The 18,045-nt window shown below is 56.6% G+C and carries 23 protein-coding genes and 1 pseudogene; 17 read left to right on the top strand and 7 right to left on the bottom strand.

Annotation, left to right across the window (positions count from 1 at the left end; translation table 11 throughout):
* Positions 1-22: 22 nt before the first annotated feature.
* From ACR9ZN_RS09315 to ACR9ZN_RS09275, 9 genes are all read left to right on the top strand, one after another.
* The gene (locus ACR9ZN_RS09315) at positions 23-934 is read left to right on the top strand and encodes a hypothetical protein (protein ID WP_481272036.1); all 912 of its coding nucleotides are present in this window, start codon (positions 23-25) and stop codon (positions 932-934) included.
* Positions 935-1,012: 78 nt separating this feature from the next.
* Positions 1,013-1,378: a septal ring lytic transglycosylase RlpA family protein gene (locus tag ACR9ZN_RS09310; protein WP_481272035.1), complete on the top strand. Its 366-nt coding sequence runs from the start codon at positions 1,013-1,015 to the stop codon at positions 1,376-1,378.
* 123 nt (positions 1,379-1,501) lie between these two features.
* Positions 1,502-2,038 (top strand): hypothetical protein, encoded by a 537-nt coding sequence (locus ACR9ZN_RS09305; protein ID WP_481272034.1) that lies wholly within the window; start codon positions 1,502-1,504, stop codon positions 2,036-2,038.
* A gap of 626 nt (positions 2,039-2,664) precedes the next feature.
* The gene (locus ACR9ZN_RS09300; RefSeq protein ID WP_481272033.1) at positions 2,665-3,186 is read left to right on the top strand and encodes a glycoside hydrolase family 108 protein; all 522 of its coding nucleotides are present in this window, start codon (positions 2,665-2,667) and stop codon (positions 3,184-3,186) included.
* A gap of 389 nt (positions 3,187-3,575) precedes the next feature.
* Positions 3,576-4,280 (top strand): hypothetical protein, encoded by a 705-nt coding sequence (locus ACR9ZN_RS09295; protein WP_481272032.1) that lies wholly within the window; start codon positions 3,576-3,578, stop codon positions 4,278-4,280.
* Positions 4,277-4,570, top strand: a complete 294-nt coding sequence (locus tag ACR9ZN_RS09290; RefSeq protein ID WP_481272031.1) for a hypothetical protein — start codon at positions 4,277-4,279, stop codon at positions 4,568-4,570. Before ACR9ZN_RS09295 ends, ACR9ZN_RS09290 begins: the two co-directional genes overlap by 4 nt.
* Before the next feature lie 222 nt (positions 4,571-4,792).
* A complete protein-coding gene (locus tag ACR9ZN_RS09285; RefSeq protein WP_454813746.1) occupies positions 4,793-5,158 on the top strand; it encodes a hypothetical protein in 366 nt (121 codons plus the stop codon).
* A 747-nt stretch (positions 5,159-5,905) separates the two neighbouring features.
* Positions 5,906-8,605 (top strand): type I restriction endonuclease, encoded by a 2,700-nt coding sequence (locus ACR9ZN_RS09280; RefSeq protein WP_481274338.1) that lies wholly within the window; start codon positions 5,906-5,908, stop codon positions 8,603-8,605.
* A 381-nt stretch (positions 8,606-8,986) separates the two neighbouring features.
* Positions 8,987-9,613 (top strand): hypothetical protein, encoded by a 627-nt coding sequence (locus tag ACR9ZN_RS09275; RefSeq protein ID WP_481272030.1) that lies wholly within the window; start codon positions 8,987-8,989, stop codon positions 9,611-9,613.
* 74 nt (positions 9,614-9,687) lie between these two features.
* Here the strand turns inward: ACR9ZN_RS09275 and ACR9ZN_RS09270 are convergent, their stop codons facing one another.
* Genes ACR9ZN_RS09270 through ACR9ZN_RS09250 form a run of 5 tightly spaced genes read right to left on the bottom strand, consistent with a single transcriptional unit; the run spans position 9,688 to position 11,789 of the window.
* Positions 9,688-10,017, bottom strand: coding sequence for a DUF1493 family protein (locus ACR9ZN_RS09270; protein ID WP_481272029.1), 330 nt, complete (start codon positions 10,015-10,017; stop codon positions 9,688-9,690).
* A 35-nt stretch (positions 10,018-10,052) separates the two neighbouring features.
* On the bottom strand, positions 10,053-10,427 hold the full coding sequence (locus ACR9ZN_RS09265) for a hypothetical protein (RefSeq protein ID WP_481272028.1): 375 nt from the start codon (positions 10,425-10,427) through the stop codon (positions 10,053-10,055).
* Between the two features lie 21 nt (positions 10,428-10,448).
* Complete coding sequence (locus ACR9ZN_RS09260) at positions 10,449-10,730, bottom strand: hypothetical protein (protein ID WP_481272027.1); 282 nt, start codon at positions 10,728-10,730, stop codon at positions 10,449-10,451.
* Positions 10,727-11,395 carry an SOS response-associated peptidase gene (locus ACR9ZN_RS09255; protein ID WP_481272026.1) on the bottom strand — a complete coding sequence of 223 codons (669 nt, stop codon included), beginning with the start codon at positions 11,393-11,395 and terminating at the stop codon, positions 10,727-10,729. The genes ACR9ZN_RS09260 and ACR9ZN_RS09255 overlap by 4 nt, the downstream gene beginning before the upstream one ends.
* Before the next feature lie 10 nt (positions 11,396-11,405).
* The gene (locus tag ACR9ZN_RS09250; RefSeq protein ID WP_481272025.1) at positions 11,406-11,789 is read right to left on the bottom strand and encodes a hypothetical protein; all 384 of its coding nucleotides are present in this window, start codon (positions 11,787-11,789) and stop codon (positions 11,406-11,408) included.
* Positions 11,790-11,926: 137 nt separating this feature from the next.
* Between ACR9ZN_RS09250 and ACR9ZN_RS09245 the strand changes: the two genes are divergently transcribed.
* The 3 genes from ACR9ZN_RS09245 (at position 11,927) to ACR9ZN_RS09235 (ending at position 13,342) form a co-directional block, all read left to right on the top strand.
* Positions 11,927-12,475, top strand: coding sequence for a hypothetical protein (locus ACR9ZN_RS09245; RefSeq protein ID WP_481272024.1), 549 nt, complete (start codon positions 11,927-11,929; stop codon positions 12,473-12,475).
* Entirely contained in the window at positions 12,475-12,735 is a 261-nt protein-coding gene (locus ACR9ZN_RS09240) for a hypothetical protein (protein WP_481272023.1), read from the top strand. Before ACR9ZN_RS09245 ends, ACR9ZN_RS09240 begins: the two co-directional genes overlap by 1 nt.
* Before the next feature lie 292 nt (positions 12,736-13,027).
* Positions 13,028-13,342, top strand: a complete 315-nt coding sequence (locus ACR9ZN_RS09235) for a hypothetical protein (protein ID WP_481272022.1) — start codon at positions 13,028-13,030, stop codon at positions 13,340-13,342.
* Here the strand turns inward: ACR9ZN_RS09235 and ACR9ZN_RS09230 are convergent, their stop codons facing one another.
* Both ACR9ZN_RS09230 and ACR9ZN_RS09225 read right to left on the bottom strand, forming a co-directional pair.
* Positions 13,343-13,618: a hypothetical protein gene (locus ACR9ZN_RS09230; protein WP_481272021.1), complete on the bottom strand. Its 276-nt coding sequence runs from the start codon at positions 13,616-13,618 to the stop codon at positions 13,343-13,345.
* A 73-nt stretch (positions 13,619-13,691) separates the two neighbouring features.
* Positions 13,692-13,946: a hypothetical protein gene (locus tag ACR9ZN_RS09225; protein ID WP_481272020.1), complete on the bottom strand. Its 255-nt coding sequence runs from the start codon at positions 13,944-13,946 to the stop codon at positions 13,692-13,694.
* A 92-nt stretch (positions 13,947-14,038) separates the two neighbouring features.
* Between ACR9ZN_RS09225 and ACR9ZN_RS09220 the strand changes: the two genes are divergently transcribed.
* The 5 genes and pseudogenes from ACR9ZN_RS09220 (at position 14,039) to ACR9ZN_RS09200 (ending at position 18,030) form a co-directional block, all read left to right on the top strand.
* Positions 14,039-14,500: a thermonuclease family protein gene (locus tag ACR9ZN_RS09220; RefSeq protein ID WP_481272019.1), complete on the top strand. Its 462-nt coding sequence runs from the start codon at positions 14,039-14,041 to the stop codon at positions 14,498-14,500.
* Positions 14,501-15,239: 739 nt separating this feature from the next.
* Positions 15,240-15,827, top strand: a pseudogene (locus tag ACR9ZN_RS09215) (methyltransferase domain-containing protein); the annotation flags it as partial.
* Between the two features lie 22 nt (positions 15,828-15,849).
* The gene (locus ACR9ZN_RS09210) at positions 15,850-16,353 is read left to right on the top strand and encodes a hypothetical protein (protein ID WP_481272018.1); all 504 of its coding nucleotides are present in this window, start codon (positions 15,850-15,852) and stop codon (positions 16,351-16,353) included.
* Between the two features lie 29 nt (positions 16,354-16,382).
* Entirely contained in the window at positions 16,383-17,249 is an 867-nt protein-coding gene (locus ACR9ZN_RS09205) for a glycosyltransferase family A protein (protein WP_481272017.1), read from the top strand.
* Between the two features lie 253 nt (positions 17,250-17,502).
* Positions 17,503-18,030: a DedA family protein gene (locus tag ACR9ZN_RS09200; RefSeq protein ID WP_454813734.1), complete on the top strand. Its 528-nt coding sequence runs from the start codon at positions 17,503-17,505 to the stop codon at positions 18,028-18,030.
* Positions 18,031-18,045: the final 15 nt, after the last annotated feature.

Genomic DNA, 18,045 nt, shown 5'->3' with positions numbered 1-18,045 from the left:
TGTCAAGGATTGTCAGATATCTATGGCGCGCATTACTGTCATATTCTTGTGGCGAAAAATCAACGACCCAAGATATGCATGTGCATTTTTTAGAAGCCTCAAAGAACATCCGGCCGGCGCTGAGTATGATTTGATAGTTGCGGCCAAAGGTTACCGTCCAGGTGAACCGGTTGGCCATACAGGCCTCTTGTCTGCGCTCCCTGCTTCCAGTGTCAAAGTTTTGCCCTTCCCTGACGAAAAGCCGCCAACTGCGGTTATCAGAGAAGCCTCAGCCACGTGTAAGACTGAATTTGTGCTTGCATTGACTTCATGGAGCCGAATTCTCGCACCAGACTGGTTATCGCATTACCTCCGCGCCTTCGACAGCATCCCCGATTGCGGGATCGTGGGAGCCAGCGGCGGTTACGAATCGCTCAATGATTCTACGCCATTTCCCAACGTGGGAATTCGGTCCAATGCCTTCATGGTCAGAACCGAGATCTTCAACTCGCTCGATGTCGGCCCGCAGGTAACACTTTTTGACGGCAGTTGCTTCGAGGCGGGGCCGAATGGGATGACCAAACAGATCGTTGCCAGGGGTCTGAAGCCGATCATTGTCGATCGCTTCGGCGGACGCTGGCTGCCCGACGATTGGCCGAAGAGCCAAACCTTCCGACTTGGCGAACAAGAAGGCCTCTTGATCGCCGATAATCGCACCTTCCAATATACGTGCGGCAGCCCGCGGAAGCGAAACCGCCTTGTAAAGCGGTGCTGGGGAGCCAATGCCAATGCGGCCCCTGGATCACGGTGGCGCAAGCTTATTGAATGGCTGAAATGGCACTATCCGAGGGGGCCGATTGATGTCGTTCCCGATCTGCGCGATCGCGTCCTTTCGCTCTCGCGCAAGGTGATGCGGAAAGAACCAGCGCCGCCTAAGAAGGCCTTTCCGAGCTGATAGCTCCGCCGCGAAGCCAACATTCGACCTGACATCTCAGCCGCCCTCCGGGGCGGCTTTTCTTTTGGAGAAGCTGCATTGCTTATCGACCGCCGCGACGTCGGCCCCGTCGCCCTCGCCGTCGGTCTGATCTGGGCTGTTGTCTCGATCGATCCCGCCTTTGGTGACCAGACCGGCATCGCATCCTGGTACGGCCGAGAGAGTGGCCGCCGCACGGCCAACGGAGAGCCGTTCCCGACGTCCGCGCGGACTTGCGCACACCGGACGGCTCGGTTCGGGTCGCACCTCAGGGTGACTGTGCTGGCGACTGGCCGTTTTGTTGTCTGCCGTGTCAACGATCGCGGCCCCTTCATTCGGGGGCGCATCGTCGACCTCAATCCGGCGTCGGCGCGGTCGGTCGGTTTATCCGGACTGGCGCGAGTTCTCGTCGAGCACCATCCCTAAAACGCTGGAGTTTTGCATGCTTCGCACCTTGCTTGTCGGGGCGTTGGCGCTTGCCCTGATGTCGTGCGCCACGCGCCAGCCTAACGCGCCATATTGGGCCGCGGTCTCCAAGGAGATCCGCAAATGGTGAGGCTGCTGCTCATCCCCGCTTTCTCCATTCTGAACCACATCCGAGGCGGTGGCGGCCTCTTCGGATCGAGGTTCGTCTCTCTTCTCCAGCGCATCCCGGGCAACGGCGATATCACCGCCGCCCCGTTCATCGCGCTGATGGCATGGACGGCCGGTGTGTCGGCTTTCGGGCTGCCGAGCTGGGCGTCATACTTGATCTTTGCCCTGTGCTGGCTCGCCTGGTCGACGCCGGCTTGGGGCTTCCTTCAGGGACTTGGACGCGGGCCAGGGCCGACAGATCGCGAGCCGTCTTGGTACGAGGCGCTGTTCATCCGATGGTCCTTCGACAGCCCCTATCTCGCCTTCGGCTATCGGACAACGCTGTTCCTCATACCAACCGCGATCTGCTTCGGTTGGCAATGGATCCTGCTGGGGCCGCTGCAGGTTGCCGCCTACGAGGTCGGCTGGCGGTTGCGGCCTAGCAGCGGTATTGCCGTCGGCGAACTGATTACCGGTGCACTGTGGGGTGCTGCTCTTGCGATCGGAACCTGACATAAGTGCGGCCCGGCCCTTTGGATCTTGGGTCGATCTGTACGGGCCGAGCCGCCGCGAAGTTGGACAGCGCCCAGACCTCGCACTTTCCAAACGCTCCTCTCTGCCCCTGGTTCCCAAATAATCCGCCACCGCAGCCCACCACCCGGGAACGGCTGAAACGGTATCGAGCCACTATGCCGGACAACCAAGAACCTTCGAATAGACGGCACAAATCAGAACGTTCGCGCAAGGATGAACTGACTGCCTTAGTTTCATGTTCCAAGGCCTTTTTTCACCGTGCGGCCCGGCTAGCTGGGTCGGAAGTAAGCCGGGCCGCGGTTGGCGCCAACGGGCAAAGCCAGCGCAGGGGCGCACATCATCGCCGGCTCTGCGCGCTAAAAACGATGATTAGAGATCATTGTTCCTTAAAATTTGCGGCCCAATCAGTCTTGCTCTGGCGGGAAAACTGACTGGGCCGCGGCGTCAGGACATCTCGGTACACTGACGTCACGAAGTCTGCCTCTACCCTTCGCCCCACAACAACTGGCTACCTCCCGCGAGGTTCCAAGCCGACGCGTTTTTTTTGGCTATCCGCCTGAAATCGCCCCACGAATCCAACAGAGAAAATTATTGAGGCCCTTCCAATGAGCGACACTCTCGCCCAATCGATCAAGCTCGTCTTCGGATCAGAGGGCGGCTACGTCAACCATCCGAAGGATCCGGGCGGCGCTACGAAGTACGGCATCACTGCCGCCACTCTCGGCGCCTGGCGTAAGCTCGGTCGGAAAGCGATGCCGCCCGAGGTTGCAGCTCTAACTTTGGCCGAGGCGACGCGGATCCTCGACAAGCAATATGCCCAGCCGATCCGCTACGCCGAACTGCCATCCCCCATCGACTATGTCGTCTTCGACGAGGCGGTGAACTCCGGCCCGGTCCAGGCGATCAGGGATCTGCAAGCCTGTGTCGGAGCGAAGGTCGACGGGAACATCGGCATCAACACGCTTCGGACCGTGCAGAACGTCAACGACCGCGCAGCCCTGATCCGCAAGCTTTGCGCCCGCCGTCTCGGCTTCATGCGCCGTCTCAAGACGTGGCTGACATTCGGCCGCGGCTGGACCAACCGCGTCAATCACGTCCAAGCGACCGCGCTAGCGATGATCAAATAATCCGGGCCCGGCGCAACTATGAATAGCGATGATCCGGTCTTTTATCCGGCATCACATTTCGGCTCCTCATAGGGGTGCGCTCTCACGTAGTTGGTCTCAGTGAAGTTCGGACAGCCAGGGATGAACAGGGGTTTGTATCCCTTCGCCCTCACGCAATTGTCGACGAATTTTGCTGCAGCATCCTGGTGCGAGCCCTCTGGAATTGCGTTCACACAGGCAGTCAGGTCACGACCCTTCATGTCATTGGATGCGTTCGGCTTCCACATGTAGGCGTGGGGCGCTCCATTACATCCAGCGATGGCCAAGGCCAAAACGAGTACCCACCCCTTCATGTCTTCCCCCTGCTTTTCGCCAACATTGAATAGTGGGCGGAAGTAGTCAATCGGCCGTTGCTGGCCGCCTCCCGCGCCCGGCCGGCTGCCGAGCATCCCTCCTCACAGCAGGATCTTCCGATGAACCGCTTATATCTCGCGGCGCTGCTGGCGCTCGCGCTGGTGACGTCTGTCTTCTTTCACCCGCTGGTCGGCCTGGTGGTCTTCTCCGTCGGCGTCGTCACTCCCCTCCTCCCTGCCTATGCCTGGGCCGGCGTTGTGGCACTGTTTGCTCTCGTCGCACCGGCACTCGCTCAGACAGCGACCGACGCGGCTTCTACCGCAGTGTCCCTGCCGATCGGGCAATGGATCAGCGATATTGGCACCGTCGTCCTTGCGATTGCCGGCGCTCTGATCGCCTGGATCGTCCGGAAGCTCCCGGCACAGATCGCGCAGATCATCACCACTGCCCAAGTCGATCAGATGCTGACCAAAGCGATCGGCTATGCGATCAACGCTGTCGAGGGCGCCACGGCGGGCAAAACGCTGAACGTCAATGTCGGCAACGCTGTACTCGCTCAGGCTTTGAACTATGTCACGGTCCATGCGCCTCAGTGGCTGATCGAATGGATGGGCGGCCTCGATGCCATCGCCCAGAAGATCATCGCCAGGCTAAATCTTGATCCGGCGGCCGGCGTCTCTTCGATCAACGGCACGCCCGTAATCACTGGAAGCGCGCCGGCGGCACCGTCGCCCACCCCTGCCCCGGCGCCAGCCGCATGAGCGCGTTCTGGTCTGCGCTGCTGGCTCTGTTCCTCGACGCCTTCGGCAAGGCCGCGACCGACTGGCTGACGGCCTGGCAGACCCAGCAGAAGGCAGATGAGGCGATCACGAAGGCGGCCGTCTCATCTGCTGCCACCGAAACCCAACAGGTCATCACCGGAGTTGCCGATGCGCGCTCGCAACTTACTCCCGCTGGCTCTGCTGGCGATCTGGCTGCCGAGCTGCGCGCACGCGCCGCCGCCCAAGGCAGTGGCAACGGTGCCGGCGAAGGCAGCAAACCGGCAAGCTGAGATCAAGCGCCAGCTTGCTCCGATCTGCCCCAATCCGTTGCCGGCGTCATCGCTCAATCGTGCTGCCGACTATCTCGATGCTCATCCCGATGCTTTTCCTGTCGTCGGGGATCTCGACCGTTTGGATCGCGAGACCAGGCTATGCCGCGGCCTTTCACCTGGTCCCTGAGGGACACGCTTCTCAATGGCACTGCACCGCTTCTTCGTATGCTGGGGTTGGAGATGATGGCAAGATCTTACGGGGAAGCGGAGCTGCATCGCGCGGTCGGCGAACTCGACGCCAAGGTCGAGATGATGCGCGAGGATATGCAGGCCATTACCACCGACCTCAAACAGTCCATCGCGGAGAACCACCGGATCCTGCAGAAGCTGGATAAGGTCGAAAACAAGCTCAACCCATTGCCGGATGCCGTGAACGGGCACGATGCCAGGATCGTGAAGCTCGAGCAGTTCGACGGAAAGCTGATGGGCGTCGTCACCCTCGCCGGCATCACGATCTCAGCCATCGGGACCGGTTTCTGGATGCTGATCACCAACTTCTCGGCAGTCGTGTCGTTTGCCAAGAAGCTGTTCGGCTGGGGGCCGTAAGCAGGCAAATAAAAAGCCCGGCGATGTCGGACACGCCGGGCCAAGTTCGTTGCCTGCGGTACCTCATTATACCGCCCTCAATAATTTCGTGGCTCAGCGTGACATGCGTGTGAAAAATTGAACGTACAATTATCCGCTGTGTCGCGCCTGGTCGACGGCTGCCCCGTCGCTGAACGACCTCGAAGCTAGGGCACTTGTTTCGATCCGAAGGCGAACTTGATCGATACCACCGCTTACAACAATGAATCTATCATGGTCGAAATAGATGGTGGTCGTGTTTGAATCGCCCTCCATGTACCAGATTTGGGTCACGTTGACCTCGATCTGGTGATGATCAAAAGATCGCTCCAGGGAGCAGAAAATTGGGACCATTGGCCATCTCCCCAGTTTGGGGTGACCGGCCCAAGAGTGTGGGAATTACGCGAACCGGCCACCGGAGAGAACCCGCATCCACACGGGTCGGTTAGTAGGTCAAGCGCGCCTATGCGGCGCTTTTGAAGAACGCAAACGGGTGGCCGGTTGTTCCGAAATTGTAATTTTGGCGCCCTCGGTCCTTCGGGATCGGGGCGCTTTTTGTCGTTTCGGCTATTAAGATCCAGGCGCGTTCGACTGTCTTGCCGAGATAATATAGGCGACGCAAAAAGCCCCCCCTCTAGCGACGGGCGAACAGCGCCATCTCGTCAATGACACTGTTAATGCGCCACGAATCCAATGAAGGGGGCATCAGGCGACGTTTGCAAATTGAACGTGATCGTGCTCCGTTTGCAAAAGACACGAATGGGGTGGGCCTTGAGTAAAAGAAAAAAAGTAGAGACGTTCAACTCTGAGAGTGACGTTGAACAGAAATTTATCTTCCCATTGCTAACGGCCGCGCCACCTGATGGGCTCGGCATTGCACGAGACGACATCCAAACCAAAGTGAACATTCGAAAGTTCACCTTTGAGAAACGCGCTCTCAAAAAGGTCTACTACCCCGACTACATTCTTCTTTCCGCTGGGCTCCCTCTCGTGGTTGTGGAGGCAAAGCCAGCGACCGAACTGGACCTGAACGAGGCGTTCAGGGAAGCTAGACTTTACGCAACTGAGCTTAACGCCATCTACCCCACAGGAGTGACGCCCGCCTTCTATGCCATCGCAACAAACGGCGTTGATCTCTGGGCGGGACCTGCAGATCACCAAGATCCTACATATAAGGTATCGACCACCGATTTGAAGCCGTTCAGCGAATGCCTCGAAGGGCTGGCGAAGGCAGTCGGCGCCAGTGCGTTAAAGGCAAGAGCCGCCAAAATTCAAGCGGTTCTTGCACCTCCGAAGACATGGAAACCGCGGTCTCTCATCGGCGGCCAGTCCATGCAAGACGAGCCCATGGGAATGAACACCTTTGGCGCAACGATATCTGCTGATCTCGGTGCAACGTTTTCGCCTGTTAGCCGGGACGATAGGGCGAAGGTTGTTCGAGAGGCCTATGTCACCTCATCACGGCGCAGTCGCTATGTGCCCCCGATCGACAACATCATCAGAGCCGCCTCACCTTTTAGTCACTCAAGAGCGCGCCTAGTAGAGGACACAGGAAGACCGGTACCTTTAATCGACAAAATTAAGGGCTCTCGGGCCGCTCTTGAACATAAGGTGATGCTCCTTGTTGGAAGCGCCGGAGCTGGGAAGACTACTTTTGTAGACTATCTTCAGGAGGTGGCTCTCCCTCCCGAGGTTCGCAATGGAACCCTATGGGTGCACCTCAACATGAACTATGCGCCGGTCAATCGACAGGAGATCTACAACTGGCTGCGTGAAGAAGTTATCGCTTCAATCAAAGGCTCATTCCCCGAGGTGGATTTCGAAGAAACGGAGAACGCTAAGTCGCTTTATAGCGTGGAAATTAACGCGTTCAGAAAGCAGGCCGGAAGTCTCCTGGGTGAAAATACGCCACAGTACAACGCTGAGTTATATGTTGTGCTCAAAGATCTTGGCAAAGATCGACATAAAACGACTCAGGCGTTCTGTCGGTATTGCGGCGGAGAAAGAAGAAAACTCGTAATAATCGTCTTAGATAATTGCGATAAGCGACTTTTAGAAGAACAGCTGCTTATGTTCGAGGCTGCGCAATGGCTGCAAAGGGAGTTCAAGGCACTCGTAGTCTTGCCATTGCGGGAAGAGACCTATGACAATCATAGCGATGAGCCGCCTCTTGATACCGCGCTCAAGGATATGGTCTTCCGTATCGAAGCGCCGTCGTTTCACGATGTGCTATCAAAGCGACTGGAGATGGCGCTCAACCAACTGCATGCGTCCCAGAAAACCTACAGGTATGAGCTACAGAACGGGTTCCATGTAGATTACAACGCGGCCGATCAAGCAAAATACCTTACGGCCATAGTCACATCGATTTTTGCCGAGGATCGAACAGTGAGTAGGCTGGTTTTGGGACTGGCTGGAGGGAACCTTCGTCGTGCGTTCGAAATATTCCTCGAATTCTGTAACAGCGGCCACATTCCGGAAAGCGAGATTTTAAAGATCCAGCGAGCAACTGGGACCTATCAGATACCTCTTTATATAATGCTTCGCGTTCTATTGCGGCAAAACCGGCGCTATTATGATGGCTCGAAGACATATGTAAGAAATATTTTTGCTACGAGAGAGAATGCAGCCCCTAAGGAATATTTTTTGCATCTCGCCATTCTGTCGTGGCTTAAACAAAGAAGCACTAAACGAGGTAGCAGCCGAGTGCTTGGCTATTTTCCACTTCGCGATTTAATTACTTTTCTAACGCCATATGGCTTTGAGAGTGAAGACATCATCACAGCGGTTGAAACGCTCGCGAAGTGGCATTGTATCCTGAGCGAGGATTTTAGAGTCGAGGGCCTATCCGAAGGGACTTTGGCGAAAATTTCTCCGGCTGGCGTGGTGCACCTAGAGTTGTTGTCTGATGTGAATTACTGGGCTGCAGTGGCTGAGGATATCTATTTCGACGATCACCAACTCGCCGAGAGAATTGCGGCTCGTATGGCCGATGCTGGCTCGCACTATGGCCTCGTCACGGCTTGGCAAAACGCCTTCGAAACCCATTCGTATCTGGAAGACGTAAGAACTAAGGCGATTCAGACTGCGGCCTTCCTGGAAAAAAATGAGTTTGCCGACTTGGTAGACCTATCAGTTGCAGAAGCCAGCATTGAAGATTCATCGATAAGTCTAGGGATGAAAGAATGGATGAAAGCAAGAGAAGAGTTCCCACCTAATACGACAGTGAATCTCAAGGTTGCCCGCATAAAGCCGTATGGTTTCTTCGTGGATTTCAACCAGACCGTTTCTGCATTGGTACACATCAGTCAGATTCCTCGGCCACTAACTCTTTCGTCGTTCAAGGTAGGAGATGAGGTTCAAGTTAAAATAGTGGCAGTCAGGCCTATCGAGCGCAAGGTTGTCGTTGATTTGGTAGTGGCCGGCTGACAAAAAAATTCGTTGCGCGCTGGAGCGTTTTCATGTTTTTTATGATTGGTATGGCGCTTCCCTTGACAACGCCTGATGGTTGGGGTTTAGGAAGGCGCTTCGCGTGACCTACTTCACGCACCTACTCGCCCCGCCGCGGCGGGGCAAAGTCGAGCTACTCCACTCGAACCATGTAGGGCAAAAGATGTGCTAGCACCCCGCAGAAAATAATGAAAGGCCTTCGCGGACGACGCGAAGGCCTTTCTCTTTCGGGCGACTGCATCTTGCCTCCACGCAACCCGATTGGGTGCGCTTTCCGATTAAAGTGACGATTTTGCGTCCGACTTTTGCAACGCCTTTCAGTGCCCCTCTGGCCTTCGGGGTGGAGGGGCTCTTTCGCAATTGAACATCAACATATTATTTGCGATGTTGCTTCTGACGATCGCATACAATACCGGTAGAGCTTTCATGAATGAGATAGAGAAAGAAATTTACGGAAAAATAGCTGAATTTTTCACTCAGCGCGTCGCCGACGTCTACGGAGGCGAAACCTTCGTACAGCACTCGACAAACATACTTATTCAGGCGCCGTATTTCTATCATATCTCCATGTCCGAGTATGAATACATGGCGGATTACTTGTGGCGATTGGGAATTTTGCGGCCGCTAGATGAGAGGAACGGTTGGGCTTATCATTTCAAATTGACATGCCCTCCAGATGGAGCTGCAGAGGTCGCCCTTCGAAATTCAAGCAAAGGGCCGTCCTTTGCGAGATTTCTCGCTTTTTATCTGAAGTATAGGAGACATCATGGTCGCCTGAATAAACCGAAAATTTCCGCATTTTTTAGTGCAGATGAAATATATTTTTGGCTTGAGATCGACGAAATACCGTTATTTGAACTAATTGCTGGTGTTGGACATGTGACGCAGGCGGATGAACATTTCATCGCCACAGAAAAGGTTATGCCGCTCCTCGAGCAAGGGGGTAAGCCCGAGGATCTTGATGATCCAGAGTCCCCATTGCTCTAATAGGATTTTGCCCGATAATACGTCGTCGGCCCGATCTTCGCCATTCACTCGTCGATCAAAGTGCCCCTTACCATTCATGGAGCCCACCGGCCTTTCCTAACTGCCTCGGCTAACATGCCAACGGTGAGCGATCTGTATTCCCCCTTGCCCCTCAGCCATCGCCAAAAGAATGTCAGAGCGTGATTGCCTTCAGGTGGTACGTACTCGTCTAACCTCAAGGTGCTGAAGTCAGTTCCATATTTGTTGTGGAGTAAAAGGGATATTTCCCAGACATCCATGCCATAGATGCCTAGATCTTCGTAAATTTCCGATTGAAGTGTGATTTCGCCGGAACGTGCTGTCCACTTGGCTGCTTCTTCGATAATTTCCGTCTCTATATCGTTTCTATCGTTGGGAAGAAGCATGGGGATCTCCGGGGTGCAACCAACGCTGCTCGCCATTATTTCCGATAATATGTTGTCGCCCCAATTTTGGCTGTGCGCTCGTCGATCTCACTGACTTCCTTGCCGTTGAGTAGCCAGACCAGTCCCATGACATCGTAGCGGGTCAGTGGTGCCACGGGATGCAGCCCGAATAGCTCCTCGGCCGTCCAGCCGAACTCGGCCGCCTGGTCGCCCCAGTCCGATAGGAACTCAATCGCATCGCGTTTCGCCTGCTCCCAGCGCCGTGGATCTGGCGTCGGGTTCTCGCGCATCAGTTTGGCGAGCTCGTCGGCGAACGGGCCAGCATAGGCTGGAGCTCGGGCAAGGGCGGCTGGCATCGGCATCTCTCCGTCAAACGGTAGATCGAACAGCGGCTCAGCGGGATCGGCCATCGTCTCTACCTCTCAACGGACTCAGCGACGGAACGGTGTAGATTCGGTTTCTGTTCGAGCCCAGATAATGACCCACCTGGTGCCGAGCTTCCCGCCCTCCGGCTCCAATCTGAAGCTCATGTTGTCAACGCGCACGATGATCGCAGTGAAGGTCGCGGTGACTATGAAGGCGCCCAGGCCGGGCCGTTCGCCGGGCACGAGCTCGGGCGGCTCTCCTGGCAGGATCGTGGCCGGATGATTGGGCCACGGCATTTGTTTGAGCAGCAGCACCGAGCCGCGGCGAAATTCAGGCCACAGCCTCATCGCTCCGCCGAGCTCGCATTCGCCGGCCTCGGAACGATCACGAGCTGATCATCTGGCAGCGGGCGCTGCAGGAACTTGGCCTCACCCCATGGCGCCCGCAACCACGTCTCACGCTCCTCGGCAGTCGTGAGGATCACGGGCATGGCCTTCGCGTGATGGGGCTTCACAACCGCATTTGGCTCGGTCGTCAGGAACCCGAAGACATCCGCCGTGACCTCGCCCTCTTTCACCTTCCGGACCGAAGTCCAGTTGGTCCAGATGCCGGCGAAGAAGGCGACCGGCTGGTTATCGTTTAGCGCGAACCACTTCAACGCCTTGCCGCCTTTTTCGTTCTTCTCGCTGTCAGAATATTCAGAGAAGGCGGTCATCGGCACCAGGCACCGGTTTTCCGTGCCGAGCCAGCGTCGCCAATGAGGCGAGGACACGTTGCGGATATTGGTGACGCCGGCATCGCTCTTCTTGCCTTCGAGGAATTTCGGAGGCGTCGGCATGCCCCAGCGCGCCAGCACGAGTTCACGGACGCCGTCGGCTCCGTCCCGGATGATCGGTGACGGATAATCTGGATAGACATCGACCGCGTCAGGCCAGTTGACCGTGTCTCGAATGACCGGACCCAGGAGCCGCAGTTCCTCTTGCGTCATGCGCTGGTTGAACAGATTGCACACTGGCAGCTCCCTAGATGGGCGAGTGGGGGTCGCTCTCCCAATTGCCGTCGGCAAATTCGGCAAGCTGCTGCACGGTATAGCCAAGGCCGAAAGACGCAAGCGGTGCCGGGTTCGCCCAGCCCTGACAAATGGCGGCGGCGGCCACTGCGCGAGCCTTCTCCCAGATATCGGCGAGGCGCTCTTCTTCCTTCGTCGCGCCACCCTCACCCATCATCATGCCTTCGTAGGCATAGGCGCCATCGGCGGCTTGCTCGGCGGTGCAATTATTCTTCGCGAAGAAAGCCAGCGCAGCGGCATGACCACGTTCTAGTTCCGCCTCGGTCGCTCCACGCACATACACGCCCAGCGGTTGCGATGTTTCGGTCGGTTTCCAGGTGTCGACGGTACCGGTCATTTCAATGTCCTTCCGTTCTGGATCCAAGGGCGAGCGTCTTAGCATGACGTGAACGAAATGAGAACAAAAGAGTCGACTCATCCGAAAATCGGGATTAGCCTTTTCCTCGATCGACACCGCAGATGGAGGCGAAAGTGTTGGAAAAGCGACGCGTTACCGTCGATATCGACGAGAAATCTGGTCCCACCTACGAGGAAGCCAGAAAGCTTGACGACCTGCGCTCCAAGCTCGCCGATCCCGAGAGGGTTCAACTGGTTCTTCTGCGCGCCTGCACGAATATGGCCCGCGAACTCGATCTGGCGCGGGCAGAGCTTCAAATCTTCGACGAAGCCAAGGCGAAACCTGGTGATGACAGGATCTCGCTCGATGACCTCGAGCGGCTCGACAGCATGAATCCCGATTGCAGTTTCGAGGCTGTCGTCAACAGTTGGCTGCATGATGCCGGCGGCGATGCCATGCTTGCTCTCCGCCGAATGGTGCGCCGCGGCTTCGCCAACGACAACGAGCTCGATTCGGCCCGATTGGCGTTGCGCGACCTCCAGGTAAAGCATGGCGAGACCCCTTTATGGATCGATGATCCTGAGGAACTGCGCGCTCATCTCAAGGAGATGTTCGATCGCGAGATGCGCGAGATTTCGGATCGATGGGTCGGCGTGACGCTGACACCGGACGAAACTGCGAACTGATGGGGACGCCGGCCTCTGAGCCGGTCCCCGATGATCTAGAAACCAGTGTCGATGATGCAATCGCAGCCTGCGAGGGCGATGCGAGGGCGGCCGTTCGCGTCTTGCTGGTGGCGCTGGATCATTGCCAGATCGAGCTTGAACAACGAAACGAAGAGATCGCGCAGCTCGCGCGGGACATTTCGAGGGGCTATTCCCGCGGGCGCTGGGAGGATCTCCTGACCCGCGCCGAGGTGCCGATCCCCTACAAACCGGACGACTGACATGGGGAGAGACAACCCACCCCAAACAATTCACCAGGCACTGGAGTTTGGCTGGACGCACATGTCGATTGAATGCCGGCGTTGCAGGCATGAAGGCAAGATCGACTTCCTGCAACACATGCTTCGGCGTCCCGGCTCACTCTTCGCGCTCTTTGGATGCGCGGTGTGTGCCAAGTGCGGAGCGCGGCCGACAACGGGGAGCTTGGCATTCCAATTGGACAACGGCGGATGGCACACCAAGCGCGTCGATTTCTTCGAGGGCATGGTGATCCGGCCCTCTCGGGAGTGAGCAATGGTCTACCGAAAAGGCGAGTTCCAGCTGTCGAGCCTGGATAGCCAATACCCGTTTCACATCGCCCGGCACTCCCCGAACGGCAAGGTTCCGAATCTGGCGGAGGTCGACGAGTTCTCCCGTGCATTTGGCGGAGCGCCGCGGCATCGCAGCGTCGGCGACTGGGCGACGTTCCATCATATCTTCTGTTTCAAGGAAGAGCGTTACGCCAAGGAATTTCAAGAGCGATTCGGCGGGTTCCCGATTGAGGCCAATCCGAAGGCACGGAAGGCTTTGTTGGCCGAGTTACGAGCAAAGACATCCCACCGAACTTGATCAGTCATCCGGCCAAGCGAGCCCTTGTTCTCGCCTTGTGTTTGTCCGCAATTCTAGGAGCAGATACGTGATGTAGGTCAAAGTGGTGCCGGGAAACATTATCGCCCCGGCGCGTCCGATTTCGTACCAAATGTCATGTTTGATCCGGCCATACCGAGTTTCTTGTTCAAGGTATTTTTCCCAAAGGTCGGGGAAATCTCGTTTCAGAACGAGAATGAAAATCGGCCAATTTGCAACGGCCCAAGCCTCCTCATCACGTAGATTGGCGCCGCTCATTCGAAGCACTCTTTCAGATAATTCATCCGCTTAATACCGCCTTCTAGATCCGAGGCGTTGAGTGTGGGATCTGCTATCGATTACCCAGTCTACGATTTCGCTCCACTACCCAAGCAATCATAGCCTCTGTTCCAGAATCCGCAGCCTTCTTCAGCATGTGATGATCAGCCAGGCTCTGCAGCGCGACGGTGATCTCGATCGTATCCCACCCTGCCCGTTCGGCGCGCTCGACGATGTCCTGAAAGGCGCGCTCCAAAGCCTCCTCGCATTCCAGCAGGCGGTCGGAGATGTCACTGATTCGCCGAGGGCCGGCGATGGGAGCGCTCATGAGAGGACATACTACACCGAATTGGAAGATGGCGCATTCTGAGGGTGCCCAAGGCATCGAAACTGGTAGGCGCCTGATGCTAAGAGAGAAGAATGAAACCAGTTCTGCGTATCGCCCTAACCACGCTTCTCCTCGTATCGCCGGCTGCGGCCGCCACCTATGAACCGGTCGACGGAAATCGCATCATCGTTCTCGACGGCGATACGGTTGCCCTGCCCTGCAAGAAACCAGCCCGGGGTTGCTCCGAGAGAGTAAGGCTACGCGACATCGACGCGCCAGAGGTCTTCCACCCTGATTGCCGCGAGGGCCTGCAACAGGGCCTGAAAGCGAAGGCGAGGTTGGTGCAGTTGATCAGAGGCAAGACTGTCTACGTGGAACGTGACGGGCACCGGGACTTGTACGGACGCACGCTCGGCGCGCTGCGAATCGGTAGCCCTTCAGGGGTCAACGCCGGCATGCAGCTTGTTCGGGAAGACCTGGCTCGACCTTGGAAGTCTGGGTCGGCAGCGCGCGAAGAACGGCGACTATGGTGGTGCGGGCCTGTATCAAATTAGACGCCCAGCTTTTTCTGTTGCGGGAGCTGGCGCCGAATCTGCAGCCCAAAGGTGCGACACACCTCGCCGAAATACCCAACAAATCACCCCTGAAAGGTGCGACGTCCGAAGGCCATAACTAATTGATTTTACTCGATCGTGAGTGGCCCCTAGGGCGCGCCACACCGCTAAGTCAGCATTGACTTGGTCAGAGGCGCAAAGCCTGATTTTGCTGCCCTCTCCATACCCGCCGAAAAATCTTCTCATAGATCCAGTCTCGATAAATCTGATCAGAGGCTGCCATTGTCGGGATTAGCACCCCCACCGTGTCGACGCTCGGCATCTGGCATCTTCATGGCCATCCGTCGACTTCAGTTCGACCCGAGCGCACGTCGAATGCCTCCGACAGGAGCGCGGCTTAGGCCTTAGACGCCCCCCGGCTCAGCCACATCGACCCAGCTAGCGACCGGCAACCGTTCCATGCTGGCATTCTTGCCCATATGAACGCCCATTCAGAGCCGGATCCTTGCGTTCTTGCCGCAGCGTTCATCTACAATGCCAAATTGTTTCTCTCTCGCGGCAAATTCACGGCGGAGTCACGTTTACTTACATACTTCAGCGGAGTAATAAAAGTTCATCCTTAGAGCTCCCAAAATTGTTTAAGAACCACACAAATATCAATTGTCCCTTGTGCAGATTCGACGATGTCCAAGTTGTCGAAGAACGTAGACATGCACCTGTATTTTCAAATCGCCTTCCGGTGAACCATTCAACTGCAACAAGATTTCCATCAAGAAACTTACATGTTATCGGATGCAAGAGATGCGGATTTTTATGGAATAATGCCTTCACAGTGGAATCTATACATTTTGACGGCGAGTACGAACAAGATGGAACCTATTCGTCTTCTTACAGGTCGTACCTAGATGAGGTCGCCTCAAAAGCAATTAAAAGCATAAATTTTGTAGAAAAACTTAGAATTCTGGAAATCGGGTGCGGACAAGGACAATTCCTTTGCCATCTGATCAGAATGGACAAGGACAATCGAATCGAATCGATCGATGGATTCGATCCGGCGTATCGAGGATTGAAGGGAGCGTTTGGCAACAATATCAACATTCATGGTCAATATTTCAACAAGTCTTCCTCTAAAATTCTTTCGGTAAAACCAAACCTAATCATTCTCAGGCATGTACTTGGTTACGTGCAAGATCCCGTCGGATTCCTGACTTTGCTACGCGAAGTTATCGATGACAATGAAACCACATTGTTCATTGAATCGCCCGACGCTGCATGGGTTCTGAATAATAGAGCCATCCAAGATATATTCTACGAAACCTGTTCATTCTATACGCCATCGAGTTCTTGCCATGGCATGCCGGTTGAGCGGCTTCGACATGGTGTCTTCGACCTCGGTCTTCGGAGACCAGTACTTTCTTGCAACGGCACGGCCATCCACGGTTTACAGGCCGCCGGAGCTTCCGAATCTGATCGCGTATCGCGAGCAATACATCGCCTATTGGCGTGAATTGATTGCCGAGAGCCAGGGGCCGGTTGCAGTGTGGGGAGCGGCGGCGAAGGGTGTCGGCTTCACCCAATTGGTAGATCCCGGCAGCGACTTGATCGAAATGCTGGTCGATATCAATCCAGCCAAGCAGGGATGCTTCGTGCCGATCACAGGCCATCGAATCGTTTCGGCCCAGGAAGCCGTGCAAGCTGGCGTCAGGACGATCATCGTCGCCAATCCGCTCTACCGCGACGAGGTCGATGCCATGTTTCGCGCACTCGGCGGCAGCGCCAAGGTCATCGGTCTCGAAGGCACACCGGCGACGCCCCTGCCCCGAGGTGACGCGCAGCCTGCGTCCGCTGCATGACTGCGTCATTTGCCGAGAAAGCCCCTTTCATGAAACCAGTTCCGCGCGTCACCATCGGTGTTCCGATTTTCAACGGCGGAGAGTTGCTGCGTTCCTGCCTTGAAAATCTGCGCAGACAGACCTTCATCAATTTCAAGGTTGTGATCTTCGACAATCGTTCCACTGACAACACCCCGGCGATCTGCAAGGAATATGTCGACCTGGACGCTCGCTTCTCCTATCACCTCAATGAAGAAAATATCGGCGCGTGGCCCAACCTGGTCGCATTGGCGAAGGCATGCGACAGCGAATACTTCATATGGCGCGCCTATGACGATCACAGCGACGAGAATTACCTCGAAGAAATGGTAAAGCTCCTGGATTCGCACCCGGATGCGGAACTTGCCGTCGGACGCGTCGAGACCCTGCGAGAACATCGCTCCCGGAAAAAAATCGTCACCCCGGCGCTCGAAGGCCTGCCAACAGGACGCACGGCGAGCATTCGCCTGATGAAACGAGCGCATGCAAGCTGGCTATACAGCCTGTGGAGAACACGAACTCTCCAGGACCGTCTCGACAAGGTGATCCCCTGCTACCCGTTCGCCTGGGGCGGAGATTTCGTCGTTCTCTTCGAAACTCTCTACCGCACTCGCGTCGCCGGGTCGAACCGATCGACCTTCTACCAGCGGATCATCGAGCGTGATTACAAGGCAGCGCCCGAGCAGCTCACCATCAAGCTTGAAAACGTGGTGACCTACAGGAACGCCGCGCGGGACTTCCTCCAAAGCAAATCCGGGTTCCACGCCGCTGGCTGGATCAGCAAGGCCTTGCTTGCCTATCTCATTTCCTGGTTCGTCGAGCATCGGATCTATCCGGCGAGAAAGGTACGAAAGCTGAAAAGGCAAGTTTGCCCCTAGAGGTATTTTGCGATTTGCCGGCGGCGGTAAGAATCGCAAAGACGCGTTGGGCGGAGCGTGCCTGATCGCCCCCTTACAACTCCGTAAATTGACACGGCAGCGCGGCTATCCCTTACTGCGGCCGCGTTACGGATTCGAGCCGAATACGACGGATGCTGGCCCCTCGGGCCATCGCTCAAATCCGTCGTGGCGTGCGGATGTCCCGCCCGCATATTGCATCTGCCCCCGTTATGAAACCGCGTCCCTGCGCCCTATGACACTCGCCGATATCACGCAAACCGTCATCGCCTTTGTCCGCGCGCATGAAGGCTGGGGTATCCTCGTTGTGCTGCTGCTGGCCTTCGGGGAATCGCTCGCCTTCGTCTCGCTGCTGGTTCCGGCGACGGTCATCCTACTCGGAATCGGTTTTCTCATCGGGGAAGGCGGCGTGTCGCTCTGGCCCTTCTGGGCTGCGGCGGCGCTGGGGGCCTTTCTGGGCGATTGGCTGTCCTATTGGATCGGTCTCAAGCTTGAAAATCGCGCTGCCCATTACTGGCCGCTCTCGCGCTATCCGGACCTGCTGCCGCGCGGCCATCGCTTCTTTGAGAAGTGGGGTACGCCCGGCGTCTTCTTCGGTCGTTTTCTCGGGCCTCTGCGGGCCTCGGTACCGCTGGTTGCCGGCATCTGCCAGATGCCGGCACTCCCGTTTCAGCTCGTGAACGCCTCCTCGGCCGTGATCTGGGCCTTCGGCGTGCTGGCGCCCGGTGCCCTGGGGCTGAACTGGCTGCAATCGCTGTTCTGATCGGGGTTTGGATGG

This window comes from Labrys sp. HAY1-8F, assembly GCF_056754975.1.
Note: the sequence above shows the minus strand (reverse complement) of the source record. Positions and strands in the feature narration are given on the sequence as shown.